The sequence below is a fragment of the Pseudomonas brenneri genome (assembly GCF_007858285.1).
Taxonomy (GTDB): Bacteria; Pseudomonadota; Gammaproteobacteria; order Pseudomonadales; family Pseudomonadaceae; genus Aquipseudomonas; species Aquipseudomonas brenneri.
Genome location: NZ_VFIL01000014.1, coordinates 1 through 19,925 on the forward strand (window position 1 = coordinate 1; position 19,925 = coordinate 19,925).

Here is a 19,925-nt window from a genome sequence, read left to right on the forward strand (position 1 = left end):
AACCACTTGCGCTTTCGATCTCTCGTCAGCGGGAGGCGAATTCTACAGCGTTACACGCTGCTGTCAACACCTCTTTTTCAACTTCCTTTTGGCTTCGATGAACTGAAGCAACCTGCTGCCGAAAACTTCGTAACTCATTGTTTACCAAGGAGTTTTCCGTTTCGACTGCGCCGGAAGTGGGGCGAATTATAGACTTCCAGAATCTGCCGTCAACCCCTTATTTTGCTTTTCTATCAATTACTTAGAATCGATTAAAAAACACCCAGCCTTTCATATGCCAGCCCGCCAAAAACCCTCTATATAGAAGAAGCACCTCAAATGACGCCTGCCTCTTTCAAAGCAGCCACATTGGTCGCACTCAATCCCAGCACCTGCCGGAGCACCTGATCCGTATGCTCGCCTAATAGAGGAGGCGCACTGCGATACTCCACCGGTGTCTTGGACAATCGTATGGGGCTCCCCACCTGAGGCACCTTGCCTGCCAGCGGGTGAGGCAACTCTATAGCCAGCCCACGCGCCTGCACCTGAGGATCGGCAAACACCTGCGCCAAATCATTGATCGGCCCACAGGGCACACCGACCTGCTCAAGCTGGGCCACCCACTCGGCAGTGGTCTTGAAGACCGTTGCCTGGCGAATCAATGGAATAAGCACCGCCCGGTTGGCCACCCGTAACTTATTGGTGGAAAACCGCGAGTCATCAGCCCACTGCGGCTGCCCGGCGACTTGGGCAAACTTGCGAAACTGGCTGTCATTGCCCACGGTGAGGATGAAGTCGCCATCAGCCGTGGGGAAATCCTGATACGGCACGATATTCGGATGCGCATTACCCAACCGCTTGGGAGATACCCCAGTCGTCAGGTAATTCATCGCCTGATTGGCCAGGCAGGCAACCTGCACGTCCAGCAACGCCATATCGATGTGCTGGCCACCACCGTCATGGTCGCGGTGCGCCATAGCCGCCAGAATCGCCACCGTAGAGTAAAGCCCGGTCAGAATATCGGTGAGCGCCACACCCACCTTGACCGGACCTTCCCCCTCATCACCCTCGGGCCGCCCCGTCAGGCTCATCAACCCGCCCAATCCCTGGATCATGAAGTCGTAGCCCGCTCGCGCCGCATAAGGCCCCGTCTGGCCAAACCCGGTGATAGAGCAATAAATCAGCTCAGGGTTGAGCTCCTTGAGCGACTCATAGTCCAGGCCATATGCCGCCAAGCCGCCCACCTTGAAATTCTCGATCAAGATATCCGACTTCGCCGCCAGGTCCCGGACCAGCTTCTGCCCCTCCGGCCGGGTGAAGTCGATCGTCACCGACTCCTTATTACGATTGGCCGATAAGTAGTAGGACGCTTCGCTGGTGTTCTCACCATACGCATCCTTCAGGAAGGGCGGCCCCCAGGCGCGAGTATCGTCACCACTGCCGGGCCGCTCGACCTTGATCACCTCAGCGCCAAGGTCGGCAAGAATCTGCCCGGCCCAAGGCCCCGCCAGCACCCGTGACAAATCCAGTACCCGCAGATGCGATAGCGCGCCCATGGTCACACTCCTATTAATAGAACGCCTGGATACCGGTCTGGGCGCGCCCGAGGATGAGCGCATGAACGTCATGCGTGCCTTCGTAGGTATTCACCACTTCCAGGTTGACCAGGTGCCGGGCGATTCCGAACTCATCGGAGATGCCGTTGCCACCGAGCATGTCGCGAGCCATGCGGGCAATATCCAGGGACTTGCCGCAGGAATTGCGCTTCATGATCGAGGTGATCTCGACCGCCGCCGTGCCTTCATCTTTCATGCGCCCCAGACGCAAGCAACCTTGCAGGGCGAGGGTGATCTCGGTCTGCATATCGGCCAACTTTTTCTGGATAAGTTGGGTAGCCGCCAATGGGCGCCCGAACTGCTGGCGATCAAGGGTGTACTGGCGCGCGGTGTGCCAGCAGAACTCCGCCGCCCCCAAAGCGCCCCAAGAGATGCCGTAGCGCGCTGAGTTCAAGCAGGTGAACGGACCTTTCAAGCCGCGCACATCCGGGAAGATGTTCTCTTCGGGAACAAACACGTTATCCATGACGATTTCGCCGGTAATCGAAGCTCGCAGGCCGACCTTGCCGTGAATCGCCGGCGCACTCAGCCCCTTCCAACCTTTCTCCAGGACAAAACCACGAATGTCGCCGGCGTCGTCCTTGCCCCAGACCACAAACACATCGGCAATCGGGCTGTTGGTGATCCACATCTTGCTGCCGGTCAGGCTGTAGCCACCATCCACCTTGCGCGCACGGGTAATCATCGCGCCCGGGTCCGAACCGTGGTTGGGCTCGGTCAAGCCGAAGCAACCAATCCACTCACCCGAGGCCAACTTGGGCAAATACTTCTGTTTTTGCGCTTCAGTACCAAATTCATTGATGGGCACCATCACCAGGGAGGACTGCACGCTCATCATCGAACGGTAGCCGGAGTCGACGCGCTCCACTTCACGGGCAATCAAGCCGTAGCTGACGTAATTCAAGCCACTGCCGCCGTACTGCTCGGGAATCATCGCACCCAGCAGGCCGGTCTCGCCCATCTCACGAAAAATCGCGGGGTCGGTCTTTTCATGGCGGAAGGCTTCAAGCACACGTGGTGCCAGCTTGTCCTGGGCAAATTGCTCAGCACTGTCGCGCACCATGCGCTCTTCTTCGGTGAGCTGTTGATCCAGCAGCAGGGGATCGATCCAGTTGAAGCTTGCCTTACCGCCCATGAGTGAGCCCTCGCGAAGTAAATCAAAAGTCGTGCATGGAGCCTAGGCCGAGCAGGCGAGGAGGGCAAACGAGGTTTTTGCATAGGCTTGTGCTAATTTCTCACTCCGTAACGATTGAGAAGGGCAAAACTGCCTTTTATTTGTGAGGGTACGGTACATGCGCAGGAAAATCCCCAGCACCACAGCCCTCGTCAGTTTTGAAGCGGCTGCCCGCCACGAGAGCTTTACCAAGGCTGCGCACGAGCTTTCCATCACTCAGGGCGCGATATGCCGGCAGATCGCCGGCCTTGAGGAGTTTTTGAGTGTCGAACTGTTTCGTCGCTCACGACGTGGGGTAAAGCTCACGGAAGCGGGGCTTTCCTACAGTCGGCGGGTGGCCATGCAACTGGACGCCGTGGAGCGCGACACCCTGTCGGTGATGGGCCAGCAAGGCGCCAATGTAATCGAACTGGCGGTGGTGCCCACGTTCGGCACCCAGTGGCTGATCCCGCGCCTCAAGGACTTCCAGCAGCAACACCCTGAAGTCACAGTCAACCTGACTAACCGTACCCGTCCATTCCTGTTCGCCGACACGGACTTCGACGCCGCGATCTATTTCGGCGATGCCGACTGGTCCGGCACCGAATCCCACCGCCTGATGGGCGAAAACCCGGTCCCCGTATGCAGCCCACGCTTGCTGGAAAACCGCTCGTACTTCAGCGCAGAGGAGATCGCCGAACTGGCGCTGCTGCAGCAAACCACTCGCCCCTATGCCTGGCGCCAGTGGTTCAACGCCCAGCAGTTGAACATCCCTCGGGACATGACAGGCCCACGCTACGAGCTATTCTCCATGCTGTCCCAGGCAGCCATGCATGACATGGGGATTGCGCTGATCCCGCCTTTCCTTATTCAACGGGAGCTGAGCGAGAAACAATTGGTGATTGCCAACCCACAGGCGCTGACCAGCACCAAGGCTTATTACCTGATGATTCCGGAGAAAAAGGTAGAGTCTGCGTCATTACACGCCTTTCGAGACTGGCTGATTGACCAGGCGCAGCGCTACAGCCACCAGTTTTAAACGCTTTCGCACTTTGTTGACCTTGTAGTCAAATAATTATCAGCCCTACAGATATAAGTATATGTCGCCTTTTGACAGACTGTACCGATGGCATCTTAAACCGCCTGCAAGCCAATGACTGTCAGCTCTTCAGCGGTTATTCAGCACCCATGACCCACTATTCATGTTGGCGATTGCAAAAATCGACTTTTCCCGCCACAACCCTTTAAACACTTGTATTTAAAGAGGTTATTCCGGCACATTGCGACAATCAGTCACAGGGTGACTTGTAGTTAATTTTTCGTCACCCGTCATAATCCCTTGAAGGCCGTAAAGTTCGCCTGCAAAATGCCGCGCCCTGCTGTCATTTCAGCGGGGTCGTGCTGATCGGCCGCCCCAGTTGTGCCACTCGCGGTGCACTGGCCTTTTTACAAAAATCAAAAGCAAAAAGATCATGCAGGAGATTTGACGTGCACATTGGTGTTCCTCTCGAAACCCAGACCGGTGAAACGCGGGTTGCTGCAACCCCGGAAACCATCAAGAAGCTGATCGGCCAGGGCCATAAGGTCACTGTACAAAGCGGTGCAGGCATCAAAGCCAGTGTCGTGGACAGTGCCTATGAAACGGCAGGCGCAACCATTGGCAGTGCCAGCGACGCGTTTGGCGCCGAGCTGATTCTCAAGGTGGTCGCCCCCAGCGACAGCGAACTGACGCTGATTAAAAGCGGCACCGTGTTGGTGGGCATGCTCAATCCGTTCAGCAACGAAACCATCACCCGACTGGCCGAACATGGCATCACCGCCTTCGCCCTGGAGGCCGCCCCGCGTACCTCCCGTGCGCAGAGCCTGGATGTGCTGTCGTCCCAGGCCAACATTGCCGGCTACAAGGCCGTGTTGCTGGCGGCTCATCACTACCCGCGCTTCATGCCCATGCTGATGACCGCCGCCGGTACGGTAAAAGCCGCTCGCGTGCTGATCCTCGGCGCCGGCGTGGCTGGCCTGCAGGCTATCGCTACAGCGAAACGCCTGGGTGCCGTCATCGAAGCGTCCGACGTACGACCGGCCGTGAAGGAGCAGATCGAGTCCCTCGGCGCCAAGTTCGTCGACGTGCCCTACGAGACCGATGAAGAGCGCGAATGCGCTGTTGGCGTCGGCGGCTACGCACGCCCCATGCCCACCAGCTGGATGCAGCGCCAGGCCCTGGCCGTGCATGAGCGCGCCAAGCAAGCCGATATCGTCATCACCACCGCCCTGATTCCGGGTCGCAAGGCCCCGACTTTGCTGAGCGCCGAAACCGTCGCCCAGATGAAGCCAGGCTCTGTGGTGATCGACCTGGCCGCCGCCCAAGGTGGCAACTGCCCGCTGACCGTCGCCGACCAGGTGGTGGTGGAAAACGGCGTGACCATTTGCGGCCCGACCAACCTTGCCGGTGCCGTCGCTGCCGATGCGTCGGCCCTGTATGCGCGCAACCTGCTGGACTTCCTGAAGCTGGTCTTCACCAAGGAAGGGCAGTTTGAAATCAACCTCGAAGACGACATTGTCGCCGCGTGCCTGATGTGCCGCGACGGCCAAGTCATCCGCAAAAACGCCTAAGCAGGGATTCAGACGATGGAAGAGCTTATCTCCCCCGGTATCTACAACCTGATCATCTTCGTGCTGGCGATTTATGTCGGTTATCACGTGGTCTGGAACGTCACCCCCGCGCTGCACACGCCACTGATGGCGGTGACCAACGCAATCTCGGCGATCGTGATCGTTGGCGCCATGCTTGCGGCCGCGCTCACCGTCACGCCGCTGGGCAAGACCATGGGCACCCTGGCCGTGGCTCTGGCAGCGGTAAACGTGTTCGGCGGCTTCCTGGTTACCCGTAGGATGCTTGAGATGTTCAAGAAGAAAGCGCCCAAGGCTAAAGAAGAGGTGCAAAAGTAATGAGCATGAATCTGGTAACGACGCTCTACCTGATCGCGTCGATCTGTTTCATCCAGGCCCTCAAAGGCCTGTCGCACCCGACCACGTCACGCCGCGGCAACCTGTTCGGCATGCTCGGCATGGCGCTGGCGGTGCTCACCACCGTTGGCCTCATCTATAAGCTCGGTGCAGAGCTTGCCACTGCCGGCATCGGCTACGTGATTGTCGGCCTGCTGATCGGCGGCACCGCCGGCTCGATCATGGCCAAGCGCGTAGAAATGACCAAGATGCCTGAACTGGTCGCCTTCATGCACAGCATGATCGGCCTGGCCGCGGTGTTTATTGCCATTGCCGCAGTGGTCGAGCCTCAATCGCTGGGCATCGTCAAGCAACTGGGCGATGCGATTCCTGCGGGCAACCGTCTGGAACTGTTCCTCGGTGCTGCCATCGGTGCCATTACCTTTTCCGGTTCGGTCATCGCCTTCGGCAAGCTGTCGGGCAAGTACAAGTTCCGCCTGTTCCAGGGCGCACCGGTACAGTTCGGCGGCCAGCACAAGCTGAACCTGGTGCTGGGCCTGGCCACGCTGGGCCTGGGCCTGGTGTTCATGTTCACCGGCAACCTCAGCGCCTTCGCCGTGATGCTGGCCCTGGCCTTTGTGCTGGGTGTGCTGATCATCATCCCGATTGGCGGCGCCGACATGCCGGTAGTCGTGTCGATGCTCAACAGCTACTCCGGCTGGGCTGCGGCAGGTATCGGCTTCTCGCTGAACAACTCGATGCTGATCATCGCCGGCTCCCTGGTCGGTTCGAGCGGCGCGATCCTCTCGTACATCATGTGCAAGGCGATGAACCGCTCCTTCTTCAACGTACTGCTCGGCGGTTTCGGCAACGCGCCGGATGCGGCAGGGCCAGCGGGCTCGAAAGAAGCGCGCCCGGTGAAGTCCGGTTCAGCCGACGACGCCACCTTCCTGCTGACCAACGCCGACACCGTGATCATCGTCCCAGGCTATGGCCTGGCGGTAGCACGGGCGCAGCATGCACTTAAAGAGCTGACCGAGAAGCTGACCCATCGCGGTGTCACCGTGAAGTATGCGATCCACCCGGTCGCCGGTCGTATGCCTGGCCACATGAACGTACTGCTGGCCGAGGCCGAAGTGCCTTACGACCAGGTGTTCGAGATGGAAGACATCAACTCCGAGTTCGGCCAGGCCGACGTGGTGCTGGTGCTCGGCGCCAACGACGTGGTCAACCCGGCCGCCAAGAACGATCCGAAATCGCCGATCGCTGGCATGCCGATTCTCGAAGCCTTCAAGGCCAAGACGATCATCGTCAACAAGCGCTCGATGGCCAGCGGTTACGCCGGCCTGGATAACGAGTTGTTCTACCTGGACAAGACCATGATGGTCTTCGGCGATGCCAAGAAGGTCATCGAAGACATGGTCAAGGCCGTCGAATAAACACTGCTCCAGCGCAATACCCGAAACCCCGGCCTCCCGTAGGCTGGGGTTTTTTATTAACGGGAAAAACCCGACCAAAGGCTCTAAATCGCGACCTGGCATTCGACCATGGTAGCGGGACGAACGCCTTTGAAATCACTAGACTGCCCACCTTGCCTCCGTTGCCCGAGATAACAATCCATGTACCGTGATCGTATCCGCTTGCCTTCGCTGTTGAACAAGGTCATGAGCGCCGCTGATGCTGCCGCCCTGATCGAGGACGGCATGACCGTCGGCATGAGCGGCTTTACCCGCGCCGGTGAAGCCAAGGCTGTGCCCCACGCCCTGGCCGAACGTGCCAAGACCTCGCCCCTGAAAATCACCTTGATGACCGGCGCCAGCCTGGGCAACGACCTGGACAAGCAACTGACCGAAGCCGGCGTGTTGTCGCGCCGCATGCCATTCCAGGTCGATAGCACCCTGCGCAAGGCCATCAACGCCGGCGAAGTGATGTTTATCGACCAACACCTGTCGGAAACCGTCGAACAGCTGCGCAACAACCAGCTCAAGCTGCCGGACATTGCCGTGATCGAAGCGGTGGCCATCACCGAACAAGGCCATATCGTGCCGACCACGTCCGTGGGTAACTCGGCCAGCTTCGCGATTTTTGCCAAACAGGTGATCATCGAGATCAACCTGGCGCACAACCCGAACCTGGAAGGCCTGCACGACATCTATATCCCGACCTACCGCCCGACTCGCACACCGATCCCGCTGGTCAAGGTGGATGATCGCATCGGCAGCAGCGCGATCCCGATCCCGCCAGAGAAGATCGTCGCCATCGTCATCACCAACCAGGCTGATTCCGCCTCCACGGTGACGCCGCCTGACAGCGACACCCAGTGGATCGCCAATCACCTGATCAACTTCCTCAAGCAGGAAGTCGACGCCGGCCGCATGACCAACAAGCTCGGCCCGCTACAAGCCGGGATCGGCAACATTGCCAACGCGGTGATGTGCGGCCTGATCGAGTCGCCGTTCGAAGACCTGACCATGTACTCCGAAGTGCTGCAGGATTCGACCTTCGACCTGATCGATGCCGGCAAGCTGAGCTTTGCCTCCGGCAGCTCGATCACCTTGTCGCAGCGGCGCAATGCCGACGTGTTCGGTAACCTGGAGCACTACAAGGACAAGTTGGTGCTGCGCCCGCAGGAAATCTCCAACCACCCGGAAGTGGTGCGCCGCCTGGGCATCATCGGCATTAACACCGCGCTGGAGTTCGACATCTACGGCAACGTCAACTCCACTCACGTCTGCGGCACGCGGATGATGAACGGCATTGGCGGTTCGGGGGACTTCGCCCGTAACGCGCACCTGGCGATCTTCGTCACCAAGTCCATTGCCAAGGGCGGGGCGATTTCCAGCGTGGTGCCGATGGTCAGCCATGTCGACCATACCGAGCATGACGTCGACATCCTGGTGACCGAGATCGGCCTCGCCGACCTGCGCGGTCTGGCGCCACGGGAGCGCGCACGGGTGATCATCGACAATTGTGTGCACCCTGACTACCGCGAGGCGCTGAACAACTACTTCACCGCCGCCTGCGCCATCGGTGGACACACGCCACATATCCTGCGGGATGCCCTGAGCTGGCACATCAATCTGGAAGAAACCGGGCATATGCTCAAAGGCTGATTGATACAGATCCGGGCTGATGCAAATACAGTTTCATTCGCCCGGATCTGATTACCGCACTTTTGAAAAAAACTGTACTGCTGTACCGGTCATTTCCTACCGTAAAACCCTACATCTCTTCTCAAAAACACCTAAAACGCACCAATAAAGTGCCGACAGGTACAGTTGCCCCATTTCCGTACAGTACAGCCGCTATAAACAGTTAACTGGCCCCTCACAATACAGGTGAACTGTATCTAGAGAGTCTTGCGCCGGAGGAGGATCATTGGCATCAGTTAAACCACTACCTAATCCCGCCACAAGCGGAAGGATGTCATCATGGAACGTACACTCAGTTCCGAACTGTTCTTCGAAGATAAAGCTGTAAACACCCAGGCTTCCCTGCCTCTGCGCGTTATCGCCAACCTGATGTTGTGGCAGCGCCGCATCTCCAGCCGCCATCAACTGGCTCGTCTGGACTCGCGTTTGCTGGCCGATGCCGGGATCAGCGAAGCTCAACGCTACGAAGAGCTGAGCAAGCCGTTCTGGCGCTGATTTAGCGCCCGCTGGCCCCGACCTGTAGGGTCCACCGCCAGCACCCCGAATTGTTGTAGCAGAGCCCGCCCCGGGTAACCGGAGGCGGGTTTTGTTGTTTCTGGGCGACTGAAAAATCGGCTTGGCAGCCTTCCTTGTCACGCAAACCAGTACAGTTTAAAAAACATAACAGTTAATAGGTACAATCTAGACACTCCCAATTTGTACCGGTTAAATTGCCCTGCCGGGCAACGACTTCCCATCACGCACTACCCGAACAGATGGGCGCCAGCTACTATCGCGTCATCAGTCGTGCGTCACCTTCTTCGTTTCATACACAGGAGTCACCCTATGTCCCGTCTTCGTTTGTTGAGCGCTGCCGCTTTGCTTGCCGTCGCTGCCAACGCCAGCGCTACCAGCTTGATCGTGACCACCGACTCGATTGTCGGCGCGCTGAAAGCCACTTCCGACGCCACCTCCGATGCCACATCGTCCCTGCGCGACAACAAGGTCGTGCGCGCCGCCCGTGATGACGCCGCCAGCTTTGTCGCCAGCGAAGGCGCCATCCGTGGCGTGAAGCTGGAAAGCGCCCTGGCGCAGATCCGCCAGCAAGCCCCACAACTCAACACCGCCACCGACGCGCAACTGGCCCAGGCGATCCTGGCCATCTGACCTTGACTCACTGTAGGAGCGAGCTTGCTCGCGAAGAACCTGAGCGCGCAGCGTTTCAGCAGTAAACCCCGCGTTATCGTTCGCGATCTTCGCGAGCAAGCTCGCTCCTACAGTACTGCTCGCTGGCTCTCGCCCGGGCATTGCGCTAGCCTTGGCGCTCGTTTTCAGTTGTCGAGTCCCATGGTTTTTTCATACCGTTTGTTGATTGTTCCCACTGTGCTGGCCATGTGCGGGGCCAACTCGGCCCAGGCCTTTGATCTGTCCACCCAAGGCCTCGTAGCTAGCGCCTATGCCACCAGTAAAGTGACGTCGGCACCGTTCGACCAGAAACTGATACTGGCAGCCCAGGATGACGCTGCCGCGTTCATTGCCACAGATGGCCAATGGCGGGGCGCCCGGTTGGAGAGCGCACTGGATTACCTGCGTCGCGCCCAGCCAAAACTTAAGTCCAGTGACCTTGAACTGGCCCAGGCAATTCTCGTCCAATAACCATCTTTACCTTTTGGAGTCATTCCATGCGTCGCCCGTTGATCGCAGCTGCTCTCGGCCTGTTCTTGCTGGCAGATATCGCCCAGGCACAAACCCTGGTGGCTACCAGTAACATCATTGTTCGTGCCTTCGGCCGCACCATTGATTTCACTTCGGATACCACTACCTCCATCCGTGACTCCAAAGTCGTGCGCGAAGCCCACGATGACGCCGCCAGCTTTGTCGCCAGCAATGGCGATATCCGTGGCGCGCAACTGGAAGCCGCCTTCGATACCCTGCGCACCCGCGTGCCAGAAGCCCGCGACGCCAGCGACCAGGTCCTCGCCGAAGCCATCCTCGCATTGTGAGGCGCTTCACCGCCTGGCTCTTGGCTGCGACGGTACTGCTGGCTAGCAGCGCCGCCCAGGCCAGCCTGCAGCTACGGCTCAAGACCGACGGTTTGAGCCCCGCCCAACAGCAGGCCAGCCAGGCATTGCTGGATGAAGCCATGCAGGCACTGCCGCCGCGCTTCATCGAGCAACTGGATCGGCGCATCGACGTCGGCTGGACCGATGACATGCCCGCCAATGCCTATGGCCAGGCGTCGCTGGTGTCCGAACTGGACCTCAATCGCAAGCTGCTGGCCAGCCTCACTGACGGCACCGCCGCCGCCCAGCAGACCCAGCGCCCCCACGGCACCGTGCGCCGGGAATTGCTCGCCACCGTGCTGCATGAACTGACCCATATCTATGATCGCGCGCGCCTGTGGCCCAGGGACCAGCGCTCGTTGATCCAGCGCTGCAGCCGCCAGAACAACATCACCGGCCTGATTGGCCTGCCCGATCAATGCCGTGGCCAGAATGACCGGCGCTTCACCCTCAGCGACGACCCGCGCCTGCTCGACCTCGCCGGCTGGCCGCAATACGTCGGCCGCCGTGGCGAGCGCGAGCAACACAACCGGCAAGTGGCCCGCAGCCCGGACCTGTACGAAATCACCAACCCCAAGGAATTCGTCGCGGTCAACATGGAGTACTTCCTCCTCGACCCGAGCTACGCCTGCCGCCGGCCCGCACTGTATCGCTATTACCAGGAACACTTCGGCTGGGCACCGCCAGCCAAGGACGCCTGCTCCAACACCTTCGCCTTCCTCAACGCCGGTAACGATTTTGCCAAGACGCCCTTGGGCCAGGTCGATCCCGAACGCGTATACGCCATCGACTACCTGCTGGCCGAAGCCAACCAGAACCTGGTGAGCCGCTGGGGCCACAGCATGCTGCGCCTGGTGATCTGTGCCCCGGGCCGTCCCCGTGGCCCGGATTGCCGCCTGGACCTGGACCAGCACCTGGTGTTGTCCTACCGCGCATTCGTCGGTGACGTACAGCTGTCGAGTTGGGACGGCCTGGTGGGCAAGTACCCTTCACGCCTGTTTGTACTGCCCCTGGCCCAGGTGATCGACGAATACACCAAGACCGAACTGCGCGGCCTGGCCTCCGTACCGCTGATCCTCACACGCCAGGAGATCAACAACACGGTCGAACATGCCGCCGAAATGCACTGGAGCTACGACGGCAATTACTACTTCCTCTCCAACAACTGTGCAGTAGAAGGCCTGAAACTGCTGCGCAGCGGCAGTGCCAACCCACGGCTGACAGCCCTGGACAACATCACCCCCAACGGTTTGCTGGAAGTCCTCAAGGCCCGTGGGCTGGCCGACACCAGCGTGCTGGACGACCGCCGCGAGGCCTTGCGCCTGGGCTATCACTTCGACTCCTTCCGCGAGCGCTACCAGGCGATGTTCGAGGTGCTGAAAAAGCATCTGCCGATCCCGCAGACCCAGGTCGAAGACTGGCTGACCTTGAGCGCCGAGCAACGCAGGACGTGGTTCGACAAGGCCGACTTGCGCACCAGCGCTGCATTGCTGCTGCTGGAACAGGCCAGCTTTCGCAAACAACTAATGCTTGCCCAAGACGAGGTCAAGCAACGCTACCTCGGTGCCCGCGAGCTGAAGAACGGCGGCATGGCCAAGGCCGATGCCACCTTGCAGCAGATTCTCGCCAACAGTGGCTTCCTCAGCCGCCCGGCGGAGTTGCTCGGCAGCAGCGGTTATGGCTTGCCGCAACCCAAGGAATGGCAACGCCTGGAATCGGAAAGCGCCTTGCGCCAGAAACAGCTGCAATCGTTGACCGGCGACCTGGATAAAGAGGTGAGGGCGCTGCTGGAGCCCGCGCGGGCGGCGGAAATTGCAGCGTGCGAGGCCAATCTCAAGCAAGTTGGCGAACATCTGCGCGCGCTGCACAAGGCCGCTGGCGGGCTGCAACTGCCTTGAAACTGTAGGAGCGAGCTTGCTCGCGAAAAACCCGAGAACACCGCGTTTACCCCGCAAACGCGCCTTATCGTTCACGACCTTCGCGAGCAACCTCGCTCCTACAGTGAACCTCATCCACCTGAGACCTGTTTTCCCAGCGAAAGCTGGCTGAAAGCTTTCGCGATTAGTATCGCCCTCACTACCGGCAATAGACCGGTTGGCCAACCTGAGCGTTCTTATGCCCAGGGGCCCAATTAACAACAACAATGGTGATTCTGATGTCCGCTCGTACCCGCCTGTTTTTCCCGACTCCCCCCGTACGCCTCGCGCTTTTCGTTCTGCGCTGACCCCAACCCGGTTCGCCATTCCCTAGCCGCGCTACGCCTGGAGTATTCCTATGCTGACTTTCCTTGGCTTTGCCATGGTCATCACGTTCATGTTCCTGATCATGACCAAGCGCCTGTCGGCGCTGATCGCCCTGATCATCGTGCCTATCCTGTTCGCGCTGTTCGGTGGCTTCGCGCCGAAGATCGGCCCGATGATGCTCGAAGGCATCACCAAGCTGGCGCCCACCGGCGTGATGCTGATGTTCGCCATCCTCTACTTTGCCTTGATGATCGACTCCGGCCTGTTTGACCCGGCCGTGCGCAAGATCCTCAAGCTGGTCAAGGGTGACCCGCTGAAAGTCTCGGTCGGCACCGCCGTGCTGGCCTTGGTGGTGTCCCTGGACGGTGACGGTGCCACCACCTACATGATCTGCGTGGCCGCCATGCTGCCCTTGTACAGCCGCATTGGCATGAGCCCACGGATCATGGCCGGCCTGATCATCCTCGCCGGTGGCGTGATGAACATGACTCCCTGGGGCGGCCCGACCGCGCGTGCCGCCAGTGCGCTGCACGTCGACCCATCAGACATTTTCGTACCGATGATCCCGGCCATGGCTGCCGGCGTGGTGGCGATCCTGGTGATTGCCTATATGTACGGCCTGCGCGAACGTGCTCGGCTTGGCGTCATGCATCTGCAAGGCGATGAGATCGACCACAGCGAAATCAGCGTCTCGCAATTCCCGGATGCTCGTCGCCCGAAACTGATCTGGTTCAACGGCGCCCTGACCCTGGCCCTGATGTGCACCCTGATCGCCGGCCTGCTGCCGCTGCCCGTGCTGTTCATGGTGGCCTTCAGTATCGCGATGATCGTCAACTACCCGTGCCTGCAACAGCAGAAAGACCGCGTTGCCGCCCACGCCGGTAGCGTACTGGCGGTGGTTGGCCTGATCTTCGCTGCAGGTATTTTCACCGGTATTCTGTCGGGCACCGGCATGGTCGATGCCATGTCCAAGAGCCTGCTGGCGGTCATCCCTGAAGCCATGGGCCCCTACCTGGCGGTGATCACCGCGCTGGTGAGCATGCCGTTCACCTTCTTCATGTCCAACGATGCGTTCTACTACGGCGTATTGCCAGTACTGGCCGAAGCCGCCAGCCACTACGGCATCACCGCCGCAGAAATGGGCCGCGCCTCGATTGTTGGCCAGCCGGTCCACTTGCTCAGCCCGCTGGTGCCTTCGACTTACCTGCTGGTGGCCCTGGCCGGTATCGAATTCGGCGATCACCAGCGCTTCACCCTGAAGTGGGCAGTGCTGGTGTGCCTGTGCATAATGGTCGCCGCATTGCTGTTGGGCACATTTCCGCTGTTCAGCACTCTATAATCGTAACAACTCACTGCGCCGGCCCTCTTGCCGGCGCGGTCTAACACTCGCGCAAAGGAACACATATGGAATGGCTGACCAATCCGGAGATCTGGATTGCCTTCTTCACCCTGACGGCTCTTGAGATCGTCCTGGGCATCGATAACATCATCATGATTTCGATCTTGGTCAGCCGTATGCCCAAGCATATGCAAGCGCGCACCCGGATCTTCGGCCTGGCCCTGGCCATGATCACCCGGATCCTGTTGCTGCTGTCGATCACCTGGGTCATGCAACTGACCGCCGACCTGTTCGTGGTGTTCGGCCAGGGTATTTCCGGTCGCGACATGATCCTGTTCTTCGGCGGCCTGTTCCTGCTGTGGAAAAGCTCCCAGGAGATGTACCACGCCCTGGAAGGTGAAGACGAAACCCATGACGAGCCGAAAGGCAAGGGTGGCAAGTTCATCTACACCATCATCCAGATCGCGATCATCGACATCGTGTTCTCCCTGGACTCGGTGATTACCGCCGTGGGTATGGTTTCCCACGTACCGGTCATGGTTGCTGCGATTATCGTTGCGGTCCTGGTGATGATGCTGGCCGCAGGCACCATCAGCGAGTTCATCGACAAGCACCCATCGTTGAAAATGCTCGCGCTGTCGTTCCTGCTGATCGTGGGTACCGTGCTGATCGCCGAATCCTTCGACGTGCATGTGCCAAAAGGCTATGTGTACTTCGCCATGGCGTTCTCGCTGGCGGTAGAAGCGGTCAACATCAAGATGCGTAGCGCTATCGCGAAAAAGAAAAAGCAGCAGGATCCAGTGAAACTGCGCAAGGACATCCCGGGCCAGTAACCCGCGGGCTGCACCTGTAGGAGCGAGCGTGCTCGCGAAAAACGTCAACGGTAACGCGTGCTGCCTGATTTCACGCGCTGCCCTTGAGTTCTTCGCGAGCAAGCTCGCTCCTACAGTCGTTTCAGGCGCCTGCAAAAAGCTGATTTCATGACAGTTTTATTTCAAAGCCAAGTTTAGCTATGCGATGCTGGCGCTCAGCCCGTTCGCCAACTACAGCTTAAGTACACAACTCAAAACGGCACACGGCACTTTTTGCTCCGCTGGAGCACGACTCAACACAGGGGGCCGAGCATGCTGACCCTGCTCAATCTTCTTTCCGCCGTGACCCTGCTGATCTGGGGCACGCACATCGTCCGTACCGGCATCCTGCGGGTCTACGGTTCCAACCTGCGCCAGGTCATCGGGCAGAACATGGCCAGGCGCTGGCTGGCGTTCATTGCCGGGATCCTCGTCACCGCCATGGTGCAAAGCAGCAACGCCACGGCGATGCTGGTGACGTCGTTTGTCGGCCAGGGCCTGATGGGCCTGACGCCCGCCCTGGCGACCATGCTCGGCGCCGACGTCGGTACCGCCCTGATGGCACGGGTGCTGACCCTGGATCTTTCCTGGCTGTCGCCGCTGCTGATTTTTCTCGGGGTGATCTTCTTCCTTTCACGCAAACAAACACGCGCCGGGCAGATGGGCCGGGTCGGTATCGGCCTGGGCCTGATCATTCTCGCGCTGCAACTGATCGTCGAAGCGGCAGGGCCGATTACCCAAGCCCAGGGCGTCAAAGTCCTGTTCGCCTCGCTGACCGGCGACATCCTGCTCGATGCCTTGGTAGGTGCGCTGTTTGCGATGATTTCCTACTCCAGCCTGGCCGCCGTGCTGCTGACGGCAACCCTGGCCGGTGCTGGCGTGATTGGCTTGCATGTAGCCATCGGCCTGGTGATCGGTGCCAATATCGGCAGCGGCGTACTGGCATTCCTCAGCACCAGCATGCAAAACGCCGCCGGTCGCCAAGTGGCCCTCGGCAGCCTGCTGTACAAGCTGATTGGCCTGCTGCTGATCATTCCCGTCCTGGACCCGCTGGTGCAGTGGATGGACACCCTGGACTACAGCGCCCAGGGCATGGTGATTACCTTTCACCTGCTCTACAACGTCACCCGCTGCCTGATCCTGCTGCCCACCATCGGCCCCATGGCCCGCCTGTGTGCCTGGCTGCTGCCGGAACGTCCGGAGGCCAACGGCCTGGCCAAACCCCGCCATCTCGACCCGACGGCGCTGACCACCCCGAGCCTGGCCCTGGCCAACGCCGCGCGGGAAACCCTGCGCCTGGGGGACTTGATCGACAACATGCTGACCGCGATGCTCGAAGTGTTGCGCGGCAAACAAACGGCCATCACCCAGGAAATGCGCAGCCTCAGCGATGATGTCGAAGCGCTTTACAGTGCGATCAAGCTCTACCTGGCGCAAATGCCCCGGGAAGACCTCAGCGAGCACGACAGCCGGCGCTGGGCCGAGATCATCGAACTGTCGATCAACCTCAAGCTGGCCGGCGACTTGATCGAGCGCATGCTGCGCAAGGTCCAGCAACAGAAAACCTCGCAGCGCCGCTCGTTTTCCGAAGTCGGGCTCGAAGAGCTGGCCGGCCTGCACAGTCAGTTGATCGCCAACCTGCGCCTGGGTCTGTCGGTGTTCCTCAGTGCCGACCCGGAAAGTGCCCGGCAATTGTTGCGCGAGAAGCGCCGCTTCCGCGCCCAGGAACGGCGCCTGGCCCACGCTCACGTCAGCCGCCTGCAACGCAAGATCGTGCAAAGCATCGAGACCAGCTCCCTGCATCTGGAACTGATTGCCGATATGAAACGACTGAACTCGTTGTTTTGCAGCAGTGCTTATGTAGTGTTGGAAACCTCCGAGACCGGTGCGTTGGCGGTGGACAATATTGCCGACATTACCCATTCGCCTTGAACGATCCGCACGCCCCGGGAGTCAGTTAAAAACATCGCCTGACCAATGTGGGAGCGAGCTTGCTCGCGATAGCATCACTGCGGTGTAACTGATACACCGAGGTGCCCGCATCGCGGGCAAGCCCGCTCCCACAAAAAGCCAGCTTCAACCGTTATTACCCGCCAGGAACCCCGTTATGCGTCGCCTGCTATTCGCCTGCCTGCTCATAGGCTCGGCCCACGCCTTTGCCTTTGATCGCTTGCAAGTCGAAGGCTACCTGTTGCCCAACGGCCTGCAATTGCTGCTCAAGCCGGGCACCGAGCGCGGGCACGTGGCGATCCGCCTGGTCGTCGGCGTTGGCCTGGACGACTTCAGTTGCGAGGACAAGGAGCTGCCACACCTGTTGGAGCACCTGCTGTTCAGCGGGATCGACGGCGGCGGCGAAGGCGAGCTGGAAGAACAGATGCAGGCCCTGGGCGGCGAGTGGAACGCCTACACCAGCAATGCCGATACCACCTTCGTCATCGAGGCCCCGGCGCGCAACCAGCGCAAGGTGCTGGACCTGTTGCTGGCCATCCTGACCCGCACCCAACTGAGCGATGCCGCCATCAACGCCGCCAAACAGGTGGTGGAGCGCGAGGATGGTGGCCACTACTCGCACCTGCAACGCCTGCTGGATCGCCAGGACCTGGGCCATAACGCCAGTCATCAACTGGCGGTGGAACTGGGCCTCAAGTGCGCCGAGCGAGCCGAGGTCAACCCACTGACCCGCGCCCAACTGGAAAAAGTGCGCCAGGACTGGTACGCCCCCAACAACATGACGCTGATCATCGTCGGCGACCTCGACAAACTGCTGCCCGCCTATCTGGAGCGCACCTACGGCCAACTCGACCCGGTAGACCCCAGCGAGCATCGCCCATTACCGCAAGTCCAGGGCACGGCGGCGACCCACCGCGACCTGATCCGCGGCTGGGTCGGCAATGGCGCCAAGCTGCACCTGCTGTTCCCCGAACCGGTACTGGACGAGCAGCACGATGCCACCTACGACCTGCTCAAGGACTATCTGGATTGGGCGCTGTATCGCCAACTACGGCTCCAGCATGGTTTGTCCTACGGCCCGTGGAGCGAACGCGAAGTGCTGGGCGGCGTCGGTTTCATGAGCCTGAACGCCGACCTTGAGCGCGACAACCTGGCGCAAGCCGAGCAGGTGCTGGCCTCGCTCAAGGCGCGATTGCTTGAAGAGGGGCTCGACCCCGCCACCTTCGCTCGCCTGAAACAGGCCGCCATCGACCGCCAGGCCTGGGCAGTACAAGGCAACAGCGCCCTGGCCGACTATTACTGGGGCGCAGCGGGTGACTTCAGCGACGGCCACTTCAGCGATCCGGCCAAACGCATCAAGACCGTCAGCCTGGAGCAAACCAACCAGGCCATGCGCCAGTTGCTCAACCAGCCCGGCTACTGGCGCATCGAAAAACCGCTACTCGGTTATGACGCCTTGAGCTGGATCGCGGCGGGCCTGTTGGGGTTGATCGCGCTTGTGGCAGTTGGCGTGCGCCGTTATCGCAAAGCAATTGCGTAATCACACGCCACTCAGAGAGCTAAGACGTTATTCTGTCTGGGATTTTCTCCTACAAAGACTGTGAACCGCCGAATGCCATATCTGACCCATTTCATACAGCGCCTCCTCGAACTGATGAAGCGCTATCCAGGGGTGATTGCACTCGGCGGTTTTATCTCCGGCGTGGCCAGTTTTATTCTGGTGGACCGCCAGCAAGGCATGGCCAGTTGGATCGCGGTCATCATGCTGGTGAGCTGGCTGTGGCTGATGCTGGAAAACAGCTTCACCCAGTTGTTCAGCAAGGTGTTCAAGCGCGAAATCCCCGAACCGCTGCTGCGTTACGCCACGCAGATGATCCACCAGGAAAGCCTGTTCTTTGTCCTGCCGTTCTTTTTTGTCACCACCACCTGGAACAGCAGCCAGTCGATCTTCACCGGCTTGCTGGGCGCCGCCGCACTGGTGTCGATTACCGACCCGTTGTACTACAAATGGCTGGCGCCCAAACGCTGGCTGTTCCTGGCACTGCACACCCTGACCCTGTTTGCCGCCTTGCTCACCGCACTGCCGATTATCCTGCACCTGACCACCGCCCAGAGTTACAAGCTGGCGCTGGGCGTGGCGATGCTCTTGTCGATCCCAAGCCTGGCGGTCAGCCTGCCACTGCGCAGCCTCAAGGGTTGGCTGATGCTGCTGGGCGTCACAGCGGTGATTGGCTGCGCGGGCTGGTTCCTGCGCAGTTGGGTGCCGCCGGCAACCTTGTGGATGACCGAAGTGGCGATCAGCACCCAATTGCAGGACCGCACTCCAGGCGACGACCTCAAGGAGGTCAGCGCCAGCCAACTGCGCAGCAGTGGCCTGTATGCCTACACCGCGATCAACGCGCCGCGTGGGCTGGACGAGCGCATCTATCATGTGTGGCAGTTCAACGGCAAAGAGGTCGACCGCATCGCCCTGGATATCCATGGCGGACGCAAGGAAGGCTATCGGGCCTGGACGCACAAGCAGAACTTCCCGGCGAATGCCGTAGGCCGCTGGCAAGTGCGGGTGCTGACCGAAGATGGCCAGGTAATCGGCGTGTTGCGCTTTAAAGTCACCGACAGCGCACAAACGGACACCCCAAAGTAGGACGGATCGTGCT

The 19,925-nt window shown here is 60.0% G+C and carries 17 protein-coding genes; 15 read left to right on the forward strand and 2 right to left on the reverse strand.

Annotated elements, in window-relative coordinates:
* Positions 1-314: 314 nt before the first annotated feature.
* On the reverse strand, positions 315-1,535 hold the full coding sequence (locus FJD34_RS24365; protein ID WP_032862682.1) for a CaiB/BaiF CoA transferase family protein: 1,221 nt from the start codon (positions 1,533-1,535) through the stop codon (positions 315-317).
* A gap of 13 nt (positions 1,536-1,548) precedes the next feature.
* Entirely contained in the window at positions 1,549-2,730 is a 1,182-nt protein-coding gene (locus FJD34_RS24370; protein WP_029290432.1) for an acyl-CoA dehydrogenase, read from the reverse strand.
* Between the two features lie 157 nt (positions 2,731-2,887).
* On the opposite strand from FJD34_RS24370, the gene FJD34_RS24375 reads away from it, so the two are divergent.
* From FJD34_RS24375 to FJD34_RS24445, 15 genes are all read left to right on the forward strand, one after another.
* Positions 2,888-3,787, forward strand: a complete 900-nt coding sequence (locus tag FJD34_RS24375) for a LysR family transcriptional regulator (protein WP_032862681.1) — start codon at positions 2,888-2,890, stop codon at positions 3,785-3,787.
* Between the two features lie 449 nt (positions 3,788-4,236).
* Positions 4,237-5,358 carry a Re/Si-specific NAD(P)(+) transhydrogenase subunit alpha gene (locus FJD34_RS24380; protein WP_032862680.1) on the forward strand — a complete coding sequence of 374 codons (1,122 nt, stop codon included), beginning with the start codon at positions 4,237-4,239 and terminating at the stop codon, positions 5,356-5,358.
* A gap of 15 nt (positions 5,359-5,373) precedes the next feature.
* Positions 5,374-5,694, forward strand: coding sequence for an NAD(P) transhydrogenase subunit alpha part 2 (locus tag FJD34_RS24385; RefSeq protein WP_003233786.1), 321 nt, complete (start codon positions 5,374-5,376; stop codon positions 5,692-5,694).
* Positions 5,694-7,130 (forward strand): NAD(P)(+) transhydrogenase (Re/Si-specific) subunit beta, encoded by a 1,437-nt coding sequence (locus FJD34_RS24390; RefSeq protein ID WP_032862679.1) that lies wholly within the window; start codon positions 5,694-5,696, stop codon positions 7,128-7,130. Before FJD34_RS24385 ends, FJD34_RS24390 begins: the two co-directional genes overlap by 1 nt.
* Before the next feature lie 180 nt (positions 7,131-7,310).
* Positions 7,311-8,804, forward strand: coding sequence for an acetyl-CoA hydrolase/transferase family protein (locus FJD34_RS24395; RefSeq protein WP_032862678.1), 1,494 nt, complete (start codon positions 7,311-7,313; stop codon positions 8,802-8,804).
* 318 nt (positions 8,805-9,122) lie between these two features.
* The gene (locus tag FJD34_RS24400) at positions 9,123-9,338 is read left to right on the forward strand and encodes a DUF1127 domain-containing protein (RefSeq protein ID WP_007911656.1); all 216 of its coding nucleotides are present in this window, start codon (positions 9,123-9,125) and stop codon (positions 9,336-9,338) included.
* A 330-nt stretch (positions 9,339-9,668) separates the two neighbouring features.
* Complete coding sequence (locus FJD34_RS24405) at positions 9,669-9,989, forward strand: DUF2388 domain-containing protein (RefSeq protein ID WP_032862677.1); 321 nt, start codon at positions 9,669-9,671, stop codon at positions 9,987-9,989.
* Positions 9,990-10,169: 180 nt separating this feature from the next.
* A complete protein-coding gene (locus FJD34_RS24410; protein WP_032862676.1) occupies positions 10,170-10,478 on the forward strand; it encodes a DUF2388 domain-containing protein in 309 nt (102 codons plus the stop codon).
* 26 nt (positions 10,479-10,504) lie between these two features.
* Positions 10,505-10,825: a DUF2388 domain-containing protein gene (locus FJD34_RS24415; protein WP_032862675.1), complete on the forward strand. Its 321-nt coding sequence runs from the start codon at positions 10,505-10,507 to the stop codon at positions 10,823-10,825.
* A complete protein-coding gene (locus tag FJD34_RS24420; protein ID WP_090292614.1) occupies positions 10,822-12,783 on the forward strand; it encodes a DUF7844 domain-containing protein in 1,962 nt (653 codons plus the stop codon). Before FJD34_RS24415 ends, FJD34_RS24420 begins: the two co-directional genes overlap by 4 nt.
* A 376-nt stretch (positions 12,784-13,159) precedes the next feature.
* Complete coding sequence (locus FJD34_RS24425) at positions 13,160-14,467, forward strand: CitMHS family transporter (RefSeq protein WP_032862673.1); 1,308 nt, start codon at positions 13,160-13,162, stop codon at positions 14,465-14,467.
* A gap of 65 nt (positions 14,468-14,532) precedes the next feature.
* Positions 14,533-15,300: a TerC family protein gene (locus FJD34_RS24430; protein ID WP_032862672.1), complete on the forward strand. Its 768-nt coding sequence runs from the start codon at positions 14,533-14,535 to the stop codon at positions 15,298-15,300.
* A 291-nt stretch (positions 15,301-15,591) separates the two neighbouring features.
* Positions 15,592-17,250: a Na/Pi cotransporter family protein gene (locus tag FJD34_RS24435; RefSeq protein ID WP_032862671.1), complete on the forward strand. Its 1,659-nt coding sequence runs from the start codon at positions 15,592-15,594 to the stop codon at positions 17,248-17,250.
* A 175-nt stretch (positions 17,251-17,425) separates the two neighbouring features.
* Positions 17,426-18,808: a M16 family metallopeptidase gene (locus tag FJD34_RS24440; RefSeq protein ID WP_065942445.1), complete on the forward strand. Its 1,383-nt coding sequence runs from the start codon at positions 17,426-17,428 to the stop codon at positions 18,806-18,808.
* A 72-nt stretch (positions 18,809-18,880) separates the two neighbouring features.
* On the forward strand, positions 18,881-19,912 hold the full coding sequence (locus FJD34_RS24445) for a DUF5924 family protein (protein ID WP_032862669.1): 1,032 nt from the start codon (positions 18,881-18,883) through the stop codon (positions 19,910-19,912).
* Positions 19,913-19,925 lie beyond the last annotated feature (13 nt).